This window comes from Pseudoalteromonas sp. BSi20429 (assembly GCF_000238895.1).
Taxonomy (GTDB): domain Bacteria; phylum Pseudomonadota; class Gammaproteobacteria; order Enterobacterales; family Alteromonadaceae; genus Pseudoalteromonas; species Pseudoalteromonas arctica.
Window position 1 is genome coordinate 1 of record NZ_BADV01000026.1, and the last position, 10,775, is coordinate 10,775.

Here is a 10,775-nt window from a genome sequence, read left to right on the forward strand (position 1 = left end):
GTGTATTATTCTTTGATTAAAATAGTAAACTATAGCCATGTATTTAGTTAGAATAAAGGTAGTTTATTAAATCCATTTACTAGATGGCTTTATAAGCTTTTATCGCCTTTCCTGACTTTTTATGTTTAATAATAGCTTTTGATGATTCGCTTTTTGCACTATTCGCTTTTACTAAAATAGTATTTATACGAAGCTGAATTAATTCTAATTGCTCTGCGCTTGGACCTTCGGTACTTTCGCACCATTGCTTTAGTTTAGTATTTAAAGTGTCTAAAAAAGGCTGAGCTTCGTCTGCATTATCATCATTTACTAACGCTTCAATTTTACTAAGCAACGTTTGTATGAGCTCAGAATAGTTTGTTGGTGGCTCTGAAAGTGTTGGCGAGTCCATAATTTAAATTAAACCGCAGGGCTGCGTTGATCTAGCGGAATATTATTCCAACCTTCTTTAATTTCTTTAACAATACTTGATACTTCAATAATTGCTTCAATGTCGTTGTTTAGGTTAGCTTGCGTTAAGCGACGTTGGCAGTAATCGTAAAGTGCTAATAAATTGTTAGAGATACTAGGGTCTTGTTCTACTTCTAAATTAAGTGCGTCTTGTAGGGCACCAAATAATAAAACACAGGCCGAAATGTTTTCACCTTTCTTTTGTATTTCTTTGCGCTCAATAAACCCTTTTGTTGCCGCTAAGCGGCCGATAATATTACTGAATATAAGATTTATTTGTTCGTAAGGAGTCATTTCGGCAATACTACTAGCACGAACTTGACCGTATTTTTTTACTGAGACATGAGCCATGGGAGAATCCTAAAATTTAAAACGATAAAATTATGTGAAAGCTATTATAAAAACTTATATAAAAAATCAATAAAGCTTTTATACTTTTATAAGAACAAAGCAATATTAATGCCAAGCATTTTCACTTATCTATATATCGGCATTTGTAATCTCAACTTAAATTTATAATTGAGTTTATTTACTAACAATAGCATTTTTATAGCCGAGTAAATTAATTATTAGAGCTAAGTTGTATTTAGGTAATCGTTGAGTAATAACTAAGTTAAAACTACAACTCATACTTAATGATTAACTATTAAGTATGATTGACTTAACTAGCCCGTCTGTTTTTTGGCGTTTATGTCAAAAAACTGCCGCTATCACTTGCATCCATGCTGAACTGGCTTACAATTTAACTAATTATACAAATTAGTGAAAGTACGGCTCGCTAAATATGATCTTGATTTTAGATAATAACAACAACCGCGCAATAGGATTAAATGCTTCGCTTGGCTTTATTGGTGAAGCTGCTCAACTATTAAGCGAAGACTGCTTTGAACAAGAATGCAAAAAATATCAGCAGCAAGAATGCATGATTATTTTAGGAGCGTTGCAATCACTTGACCACGAAAGCTTAATTAAACGCTATCCAACATTACCGTTTTTATTAATTGGCGAAACGCTAAAACCACTATTAAGTATAGCTAATGTGGTGGGGCTTATTTGCGAGCCATTTAATCACGAAGTGACAACTCAGTTACTTCACGATTGTCAGCAATATCAGCGTATGCTGCCTAATGAGCATAAGCATACTAAACCGCATAAGATTTTTGATGGACTTGTTGGTGAAACAGAGGCCGTAAAAGATGTTCGCTTTTTAATTGAACAAGTGGCAAAAACCGACGCTAATGTTTTAATTTTAGGCGAATCAGGTACTGGTAAAGAAGTGGTTGCCCGTAATGTACACCTGCTTTCAAAGCGTATTAATGGACCGTTTGTACCAGTTAACTGTGGTGCTATTCCTGCAGAGCTGCTCGAAAGTGAACTATTTGGCCATGAAAAGGGCGCGTTTACTGGTGCTATATCGGCGCGTAAAGGGCGCTTTGAACTTGCTCAAGGTGGAACGCTATTTTTAGATGAAATAGGCGATATGCCACTGCAAATGCAAGTTAAGTTGCTGCGAGTATTGCAAGAACGCAGCTACGAGCGTGTTGGTGGCACAAAGGCTATTCAGGCTGATGTACGCGTTATTGCGGCCACGCATCGTAACTTAGAAACAATGATTGAAGAGGGTAGTTTTAGGGAAGATTTATATTACCGCTTAAATGTATTTCCTATCGAAAACCCATCGCTGAGTGAACGTGCTGATGATATTCCGCTGCTTTTAAAAGAGTTAATGCGCCGTGTTAACGACCAAACAGGTTCTACCGCTAAGTTTACTGAGCGCGCAGTTGAGAGCTTAAAAGAACATGCTTGGCCTGGTAATATTCGTGAGCTTGCTAACTTAGTGGAACGAATGGTTATTATGTTCCCTGAAAAAGTGGTCGATATACCCGATTTACCTAATAAATATCGTTACATTGAAGTTGAAGCCTACGAGCCAGAATACCCTGAAGAGTTAATGGAAAAAGACGCCTTTAACGACATATTTAGCACCGGTTTTAGTGATTATGAAAGTGAGCCAGACGCTGAGTTTAGCCAAACGGGTAGTGGTTTATTGCCAGACGATGGTATTGAACTTAAAGATTATTTAGCCGAACTTGAAATAAGCTTAATAACCCAAGCGTTAGAGCGCTATGATTACGTTGTAGCTCGCGCTGCAGAGATATTGGGTGTACGCAGAACAACACTCGTTGAGAAAATGAAAAAGTATAATCTTTCAAGAGATTAAGGTTTAAAAGCAGCTGTCAGTGTTTAGTTATAAATTGGCCAAACACACTAGATAAAGAACCCCTCGTTTTGTAGGTGCGGTTTTATACCGCACTTTACTTAAAAAATATTAGCAAGAGCGCGAAGTAAATTCGCACCTACACGGTTTTTACTTTTGTTGTAGACGCTAGACTTGCTCGCGTGAAAAGTGTAGCTTTTAATCATTTAAATAAAACGTTATTTCACAAAGAGAAAAACGAAGGTAAATGAGAAGCCATTGTCAACTTACGCTTTACTTCTCTAAAGCGCAGCGTCTCTTAACCTCTTTGTGAACAAATCACTTCTATGGTTATAAATCACTTACTCACTAAAAGTCTTAATAATTTCTTCTTTTCTAAAACAATCATTACTGTGATCGTTAACCATACCGCAGGCCTGCATATGAGCGTAAACCGTTGTTGGGCCTAAAAACTTAAAACCCCGCTTTTTTAAATCTTTAGCAAATGCAGTTGATGCCTCTGTAATTGCAGGGTAGTCCTCAGCGTTATTTAAATTACTTATAATCGGTTTATTATCGACAAACTGCCATTGGTAGTGACTAAAACTTCCAAATTCTTCTTGTATTTCTATAAAGCGTTTAGCGTTGTTAACAGTTGCCGCAATTTTTAAGCGATTGCGCACAATACCTTCATTAAGCATTAGTCTATCAACGTCATCTTGTGTGAATTGTGCCACTATTTGTACATCAAAATTAGCAAATGCTTTTTTGTAACCGCTGCGTTTTTTTAAAATTGTGTACCAGCTTAAGCCTGCTTGCGCTGATTCAAGCGTGATAAATTCAAACAGCTTTGTATCATCATAAAGGGGGACGCCCCATTCTTCATCATGGTAAATAACGTAGTCGGGTTTAGTGGTGTCGAGCCACGGGCAACGGCACTTTATTTGCTCACTCATTATTATTCCTTTTTGTGTGCGTCATTTTTATGTCGCTCAAATTATTGATGTAACTTAATGATAAGTATGTAAATAAATTTTGGTATAAATCGTGCATTTAGACATGTATCTACATCAATTCGAGATTTGATTATGGCCCTTGCTAGCGTGCTAAAACCACAGTTTTTTTCTGCAAATCAGTATAACCCATGTTTACTTCAAGAGGAGTACATTGGTGAATTAAGCGATCTGCGCAAGCAAGCAAGTTGGCTTTCGCATTTGGTTGATACCATGCCAGCAGGCGTGGTTGTACTTGATGGCAAAGGGTTGATTGCAAAAGCGAATCAAATAGCGATTGATATGCTTGGCGAGCCACTTGAAGGCGAACGCTGGTTTAATGTTATTCAGCGCTCTTTTAGGCCGCATCAAGATGATGGCCACGAAGTGTCTTTAAAAGACGGGCGCCTAATAAAGCTTGATATTACCGCTTTAGCACCAGAGCCTGGGCAACTTATTTTAATGACGGATTTAACCGAAACTCGCCGCTTACAAAAACGTGTTGCACATATGCAGCGATTAAGCGCGCTGGGTAAAATGGTTGCGTCACTGGCGCATCAAGTCCGTACACCGCTCTCAGCCGCTATGCTTTACGCCGCTAATTTAGGGTCTAAGCGCTTACCCGAAGCATCTCGCGATAACTTTCAAACAAAGTTAATGTCGCGTTTAAAAGATTTAGAAACTCAAGTAAACGACATGCTGTTATTTGCTAAAAGTGGCGATCAGCAAGTTGTTGAGCAAGTTTCAATGCAGCAGCTTTTAACAGAAGTTAAAGCGGGCGCTGATGCGATGGTCGCACTTAATGAAAGTGAACTGGATGTAAGCTTACCAGAGCCAGATATACAAATAGTCGGTAATAAAACGGCATTGGCCAGTGCTATTCAAAATCTTGTGCACAATAGTATTCAAGTTATTGGCGGCGGTGCAAAAGTAAAAATTAGCGCACAAAGAGATTTAAAAGATTTAGATATGGTTCGTATTAGTGTGAGCGACAATGGCCCAGGTGTTGATTTAAGCCAAAGCGATAAAATTTTTGAACCATTTTTTACTACCAAAAGTCAGGGCACAGGTTTAGGGCTTGCTGTAGTGAGTTCGGTGGCTAGTGCGCACCAAGGTCGTGTTGATGTGACTAATAATACGCAGGGTGGTGCCTGCTTTAGCTTGTTACTGCCTATTAAGGCAACATCTAAACTAGAGGGTTCATTATGAGTAACACTATTTTAGTTGTCGAAGATGACGCTGGGCTTCGTGAAGCCTTAATAGACACCCTTGAAATGTCGGGTATTGAATGTGTTGCAGCCAACAGTGCTGAGCAAGCAATGTTACTGCTTAAAAAAGATCAATTTTCGCTTGTTGTAAGCGACGTGCAAATGGGCGCAATGAGTGGACTTGATTTACTACGCAGTATTAAATTAAACCACCCTGATTTACCTGTATTGATGATGACGGCGTACGCCACAATTGACGATGCGGTAGAGGCGATGCGCCTAGGTGCAATTGACTACATGGCTAAACCATTTGCACCTGAAGTGCTGTTAAATATGGTGAGCCGTTATTTGCCTGAAAAAGCAAAAGAAACCGACGGACCTATTGTTGCCGACCCAACTAGTATTCAATTATTGGAGCTTGCAAGTAAAGTAGCACGCTCTGATGCAAGTGTAATGGTACTTGGCCCAAGTGGTTCGGGTAAGGAAGTACTTGCGCGTTATATTCATGATAAGTCGAGCCGATGTAATGAGCCATTTGTAGCGATTAACTGCGCGGCTATTCCTGAAAATATGCTCGAAGCCACGTTATTTGGTTACGAAAAAGGAGCTTTTACGGGCGCGATTCAAGCATGTCCGGGTAAGTTTGAGCAAGCACAAGGCGGTACTATTTTACTTGATGAAATTACTGAGATGGACTTAGGGCTACAAGCTAAACTTTTACGCGTACTGCAAGAGCGTGAAGTAGAGCGTTTAGGGGGCCGTAAAACAATCCAGCTCGATGTACGTATTTTGGCAACCAGTAATCGTGATTTAAAAGAAGCCGTGTCTGAAAATCAGTTTAGAGAAGATTTATATTACAGGCTTAATGTTTTTCCACTAATGTGGCGTCCATTGTGCCAACGCCCTGGCGATATTATTGTATTGGCTAAGCATTTAATTGAGCGCCATATAAGTAAAAGCAAAGAGCCTATGGCGTATTTAGATAAAGCTGCCGAGCAAAAGTTACTGGCTCACGCGTGGCCTGGTAATGTGCGCGAGCTTGATAACGTTATACAGCGTGCACTTATATTGCGCACGGGTAACACAATAAACGAGCATGCTATTTTTATCGAAAACTTAGTATCTAATAACTTTGTTATGGAGCCATCATTGGCACCAGCGCAAATAGTATCGCCAACAGAATTAGCTCACGCAGATAAAGGCGTTGATAAAAGCACGCTAAGCTCTGCATATTATGATGAAAAATCGCATGCCGAGGATGAACCCAAACAAGGTTTACTAGCGGCAGATACCGGTAGCTATAAAGATGAGCTTAAAGACAAAGAGCATCGCATTATTTTAGAAACCCTTGCACGTTGCCAAGGTAAGCGTAAAGACGTTGCCGAAACGTTGGGCATAAGCCCACGAACTTTACGTTATAAACTAGCGCAAATGCGCGATTTAGGTATTTCACTTCCTGCATAGCCTCCTATAAACCCTAAGTTTGCGCTGCGAACTTAGGGTTGTCAAAACTCTGACTAACAAAAATTAAAGTTAACCTATTGTATTTTAATGATTAATTATTTGGCATGCTTTGTGCTTTATTACTTATAAGAGTTCACTGCGTGTCAGAGATAAATTATGAAAATTCAAAACAGTGCTGTATTTCAAGAAATGCAATCAATGGCTTTAGAAGCCGGCCGTAATAATCAAATAAATAAATTGCCGACTCAAGTTCAACCTACTTCTACTTCCCAGTTTGGCGACATGCTAAGTGATGCACTAAATTCAGTGCACGGATTACAACAAGATGCCGCTCAAAAAGTAACAGCAGTTGAGATGGGTGATCGAAGTGTATCGCTTGCTGAGGCGATGATTGCTTCTCAAAAATCGTCAGTTGCTTTTGAGGCTACAGTACAGGTTCGTAATAAACTTGTTGAAGCTTATAAAGAAATCATGAACATGCCTGTTTAATTAGGTAGTGGAGAATTATTGTGGCGCAATCTAACCAATCTACAGACCTAGCACTTGCTGGTGGCGGTATTGACCAAAGTGGTGGTGATGATCAACAAGAACAAAAATCAGGCTACTTAAGTGCTTTAAATGGTGTTGATGTATTGCGCCAAGTAACATTGGTTATAGCATTGGCTATTTGTTTAGCTATCGCGATTTTCATTATTATTTGGGCTCGTCAGCCAGATATGCGCCCGTTAGGCAAAATGCAAACTGAAGAGCTTATTCAAACGCTCGACTTTTTAGATGCGCAACAAATTGAATATCAACTAGATGGCAACGTTGTGTCGGTTGATGAAAGCGAATACCAAAATATTAAATTGTTAATGACCCGCGAAGGGTTAGAGCAAGGGCCAGCGTCGGGCTCTGACATAATTATGCAAGATATGGGCTTTGGTGTAAGCCAACGCTTAGAGCGCGAACGCCTAAAACATGGTCGAGAACAGCAGTTAGCACGCACCATTGAAGAACTTAACAACATTACTCGCGCCAAAGTATTGTTAGCCATTCCTAAAGAAAACGTATTTGCCCGCAGAGAAAAAAAACCATCAGCTACAGTTGTATTAACGCTTAAGCGTGGACGCTCACTCGACCGTGAAGAAGTAGATTCTGTTGTTGATATGATTGCTTCGGCAGTACAGGGTTTAGAGCCTATGCGAGTTACTGTTACCGATCAAAATGGTCGATTACTAAATTCAGGTTCGCAAAGCTCATTAGCAGCACGCTCTCGTAAAGAATACGATTTAGAACGTAAGCGCGAACAAGAGTATCTTGAAAAAATAGACAGTATTTTAATACCGGTTGTTGGGCTTGCAAACTATACAGCCCAAGTTGATTTGAGCATGGACTTTAGCTCGATTGAGGAAACTCAAAAGCGTTATAACCCAGACCTACCAGCGGTTAGAAGCGAAACCACATTTGAAGAAAATAACATTGGCGGCCTAGCTGTTGGTATTCCAGGTGCGCTTACAAATCAGCCACCGTTAAATTCGAACATTCCTGAGGTTGCGGGGCAAGGTGGTGCAGGCACAGCTACGTCACCAACACGCAGCCACAAAGAAGCCACACGTAATTATGAACTCGACACTACAATTTCTCATAAGCGCCAGCAAAGTGGTGTAATACGTAGGATAAGCGTATCAGTTGCTGTTGACTACATTGCTAAAGTGGGAGAAAACGGTGAAACAACCATGACTCCACGCTCGGTAGAGGCATTGTCAAATATTCGTCGCTTACTACAAGGTGGTGTAGGTTTTGATATGCAACGTGGTGATGCACTTGAAGTAGTGACAGTGCCGTTTGTACGTGAAGAAACAAATTTAGCAATAGAAGTGCCACTGTGGGAACAAGACTGGTTTATGAAAATAGCCCGCCTTGTATTAGGCGCCTTAGTTATCATTGTATTGATAATGGCAGTAGTAAAACCAATGCTTAAACGCTTAATTTACCCAGACGATACACTAGAAGAATACGACGAAGATGCATTAAGTTCAGGCGTAGATATTGGCGACAACACGCTTGATATGCTAAATAAAGACTTTGATTCTGCTTCGGTTGGTTTCTCAAGTGATGGTACACTGCAGTTACCGGATTTACATGGCGACGAAGATTTACTTAAAGCAATTCGTGCCCTTGTAGCTAACGAACCAGAACTATCATCACAAGTAGTCAAAGCGTGGTTAACAGAAGATGACTGATCAAGAACAAAAACAACTCCCGCCAGCCTTTGATGTTGATAAGCTAGATGGGGTAGATAAAGCCGCTATATTACTTTTGAGTTTATCAGAAGAAGATGCCGCGCAAATCCTTAAACACTTAGAACCTAAACAGGTGCAAAAAGTGGGTATGGCGATGGCTGGGTTACAGGACTTATCACAAGCTAAGATTAGCGCTGTACACAACTTGTTTATAGAACAAATTCAAAGCTTTAGTACCATTGGTTTTCAGTCAGAAGACTTTATTAAAAAAGCGCTTACAGCAGCACTTGGTGAAGACAAAGCCGCTAGCCTTATTGACCAAATTGTTATGGGCTCAGGCGCTAAAGGCTTGGATTCATTAAAATGGATGGACTCTAAGCAGGTAGCAAACATTATTCGTAATGAGCATCCACAAATTCAAACCATTGTATTATCGTACTTAGAGCCAGAGCAGTCTGCTGAAATTATTGCTCAGTTCCCTGAAAAAGTGCGCTTAGATTTAACCATGCGTATTGCAAACCTTGAAGAAGTTCAGCCGGCAGCACTGCAAGAGCTAAACGAAATCATGGAAAAACAATTTGCCGGCCAAGCAGGTGCACAAGCCGCTAAAATGGGTGGCTTAAAAGCCGCTGCAGATATTATGAACTACCTAGATACCAATGTAGAAGGGCAGTTAATGGACTCTATTCGTGAACATGACGAAGAGATGTCGCAGCAGATTCAAGATCTTATGTTTGTGTTTGAAAACTTAATGGATGTTGAAGACCGTGGTATTCAAGCAATCCTACGAGAAGTACAACAAGACGTATTAATGAAAGCAATTAAGGGCACCGACGATGCGCTTAAAGACAAAATACTGGGCAATATGTCTAAGCGTGCAGCCGAAATGCTTGCTGATGATTTAGAAGCTATGGCCCCGGTACGTATAAGCGAAGTAGAAGCGGCGCAAAAAGAGATTTTATCAACAGCGCGTCGTTTATCTGACTCAGGTGAAATTCAGCTGGGCGGCGGCGGTGGCGAGGAGTTCCTGTAAACCATGAGCAAACTAAAAGGACGCACACTTCGGGCTGATGAAGCAGATGAATTATTAAAAAACTGGGCTATTCCGGATGTAGCACCAGATGAGAGCAGCTTTGGCAATCGCTCTACGGCTTACGGCACACCGCTTAGTGAGCTGTACAAAAAAGAATTAGCCGAAGAAATGCCTATTGATGAGCCACAAGAACCAGAACTCCCTGCGCTTACCATGATTGAGCTTGAACGCATTAGACAAGACGCGTACGAAGAAGGCCTTAAACAAGGTCATGAGCAAGGCTACATAGACGGCTTTGAAAAAGGCGTTGGCGAAGGTAAAGAAGCTGGCTACAAAGAAGGCTTAGAGCAAGGTAAAACACAAGGCCTTGAAGATGTAAAACCATTAATTGAAGAGCAGTTAACAAGTTTAAAAGCCATTTTAGAGGGGCTAACTGCACCGCTAGATAAAGTGGACGAACAAGCTGAGAAGCAATTAGTACAACTTGCTAGCATGTTGGCGGAAGCTGTTATTTATCAAGAAGTAAAAACATCGCCTGATGTGATTTTACATACGTTAAAGCAAAGTATTGATTCACTTAATGCGGAGCAAGAAAAAGTACGAATCCATTTAAACCCCGAAGACTTAGAACTCATAAAAGAGAGCTACGGCGAACAAACCATTATTGATAATAACTGGCAATTAATGGCAGAGCCCACTCTTGAGCGCGGTGGCTGTGAAGTTAAAACAGCGCAATCGTCACTCGACATGACCCTTAAAACACGTGTCAAAGAAACGTTGGATAGTTTTTTGCATAATAGTGGTATCTAACTATTTTATTGGCGTGTTATGTCAACTCAACGTGCACCTTTAAGCGAACGCTTATCTCAATATCAACAACATATTAAAACCCCGGCGCCTGCTGTGGCAGGTATTTTAACGCGTGTTGTTGGCCTTACCCTTGAGGCTAGAGGTTTACGTGCACCCGTTGGTAGCCAATGTAAAATAGAAACTATGAGCGGCTTTGTAGACGCCGAAATAGTCGGTTTTAACGATCAAACTTTGTACTTAATGCCTAACGACCACATCTCTGGTGTATTACCTGGTGCGCGTGTTATTCCTCAAGTAAATAATTTAGGTTTACCTGTAGGGATGAGTTTATTAGGCCGCGTGGTGGATGGTTTAGGGCGACCGCTAGATGGCTTAGGTAAAATTAATGCTGAGCAT

At 40.5% G+C, this 10,775-nt stretch carries 10 protein-coding genes and 1 pseudogene; 8 read left to right on the forward strand and 3 right to left on the reverse strand.

Annotated features, from left to right (window positions below; translation table 11 throughout):
• Nucleotides 1-79: 79 nt before the first annotated feature.
• Nucleotides 80-391, reverse strand: a complete 312-nt coding sequence (locus P20429_RS13530; protein WP_007581873.1) for a hypothetical protein — start codon at nt 389-391, stop codon at nt 80-82.
• Between the two features lie 8 nt (nt 392-399).
• Nucleotides 400-801 (reverse strand): flagellar export chaperone FliS, encoded by a 402-nt coding sequence (fliS, locus tag P20429_RS13525; RefSeq protein WP_007581874.1) that lies wholly within the window; start codon nt 799-801, stop codon nt 400-402.
• Between the two features lie 433 nt (nt 802-1,234).
• Between fliS and P20429_RS13520 the strand changes: the two genes are divergently transcribed.
• The gene (locus tag P20429_RS13520) at nt 1,235-2,671 is read left to right on the forward strand and encodes a sigma-54-dependent Fis family transcriptional regulator (RefSeq protein WP_007581875.1); all 1,437 of its coding nucleotides are present in this window, start codon (nt 1,235-1,237) and stop codon (nt 2,669-2,671) included.
• Nucleotides 2,672-3,009: 338 nt separating this feature from the next.
• On the opposite strand, the gene P20429_RS13515 is transcribed toward P20429_RS13520, so the two are convergent.
• Complete coding sequence (locus P20429_RS13515) at nt 3,010-3,603, reverse strand: DNA-3-methyladenine glycosylase I (protein ID WP_007581876.1); 594 nt, start codon at nt 3,601-3,603, stop codon at nt 3,010-3,012.
• 132 nt (nt 3,604-3,735) lie between these two features.
• Between P20429_RS13515 and P20429_RS13510 the strand changes: the two genes are divergently transcribed.
• The 7 genes and pseudogenes from P20429_RS13510 to fliI all read left to right on the forward strand — a co-directional run.
• Nucleotides 3,736-4,848, forward strand: a complete 1,113-nt coding sequence (locus tag P20429_RS13510) for a PAS domain-containing sensor histidine kinase (protein WP_007581877.1) — start codon at nt 3,736-3,738, stop codon at nt 4,846-4,848.
• Nucleotides 4,845-6,311: a sigma-54 dependent transcriptional regulator gene (locus tag P20429_RS13505; protein WP_007581878.1), complete on the forward strand. Its 1,467-nt coding sequence runs from the start codon at nt 4,845-4,847 to the stop codon at nt 6,309-6,311. Before P20429_RS13510 ends, P20429_RS13505 begins: the two co-directional genes overlap by 4 nt.
• 156 nt (nt 6,312-6,467) lie before the next feature.
• Nucleotides 6,468-6,800: a flagellar hook-basal body complex protein FliE gene (fliE, locus tag P20429_RS13500; protein WP_007581879.1), complete on the forward strand. Its 333-nt coding sequence runs from the start codon at nt 6,468-6,470 to the stop codon at nt 6,798-6,800.
• A gap of 20 nt (nt 6,801-6,820) precedes the next feature.
• On the forward strand, nt 6,821-8,536 hold the full coding sequence (gene fliF, locus P20429_RS13495; protein WP_007581880.1) for a flagellar basal-body MS-ring/collar protein FliF: 1,716 nt from the start codon (nt 6,821-6,823) through the stop codon (nt 8,534-8,536).
• Nucleotides 8,529-9,569 carry a flagellar motor switch protein FliG gene (gene fliG / locus P20429_RS13490; RefSeq protein WP_007581881.1) on the forward strand — a complete coding sequence of 347 codons (1,041 nt, stop codon included), beginning with the start codon at nt 8,529-8,531 and terminating at the stop codon, nt 9,567-9,569. Before fliF ends, fliG begins: the two co-directional genes overlap by 8 nt.
• A 3-nt stretch (nt 9,570-9,572) precedes the next feature.
• A complete protein-coding gene (gene fliH / locus P20429_RS13485) occupies nt 9,573-10,379 on the forward strand; it encodes a flagellar assembly protein FliH (protein ID WP_007581882.1) in 807 nt (268 codons plus the stop codon).
• 18 nt (nt 10,380-10,397) lie between these two features.
• Nucleotides 10,398-10,775 (forward strand): annotated as a pseudogene (gene fliI / locus P20429_RS19310) (flagellum-specific ATP synthase FliI); the annotation flags it as partial.

What these genes read in the sequence shown, in the direction of transcription:
- fliS (WP_007581874.1), bottom strand. Translation starts at nt 801, where the DNA reads ATGGCTCATGTCTCAGTAAAAAAATACGGTCAAGTTCGTGCTAGTAGT.
- P20429_RS13505 (WP_007581878.1), top strand. Translation starts at nt 4,845, where the DNA reads ATGAGTAACACTATTTTAGTTGTCGAAGATGACGCTGGGCTTCGTGAA.
- P20429_RS13515 (WP_007581876.1), bottom strand. Translation starts at nt 3,603, where the DNA reads ATGAGTGAGCAAATAAAGTGCCGTTGCCCGTGGCTCGACACCACTAAA.
- fliE (WP_007581879.1), top strand. Translation starts at nt 6,468, where the DNA reads ATGAAAATTCAAAACAGTGCTGTATTTCAAGAAATGCAATCAATGGCT.
- fliG (WP_007581881.1), top strand. Translation starts at nt 8,529, where the DNA reads ATGACTGATCAAGAACAAAAACAACTCCCGCCAGCCTTTGATGTTGAT.
- fliH (WP_007581882.1), top strand. Translation starts at nt 9,573, where the DNA reads ATGAGCAAACTAAAAGGACGCACACTTCGGGCTGATGAAGCAGATGAA.
- P20429_RS13530 (WP_007581873.1), bottom strand. Translation starts at nt 391, where the DNA reads ATGGACTCGCCAACACTTTCAGAGCCACCAACAAACTATTCTGAGCTC.
- P20429_RS13510 (WP_007581877.1), top strand. Translation starts at nt 3,736, where the DNA reads ATGGCCCTTGCTAGCGTGCTAAAACCACAGTTTTTTTCTGCAAATCAG.
- P20429_RS13520 (WP_007581875.1), top strand. Translation starts at nt 1,235, where the DNA reads ATGATCTTGATTTTAGATAATAACAACAACCGCGCAATAGGATTAAAT.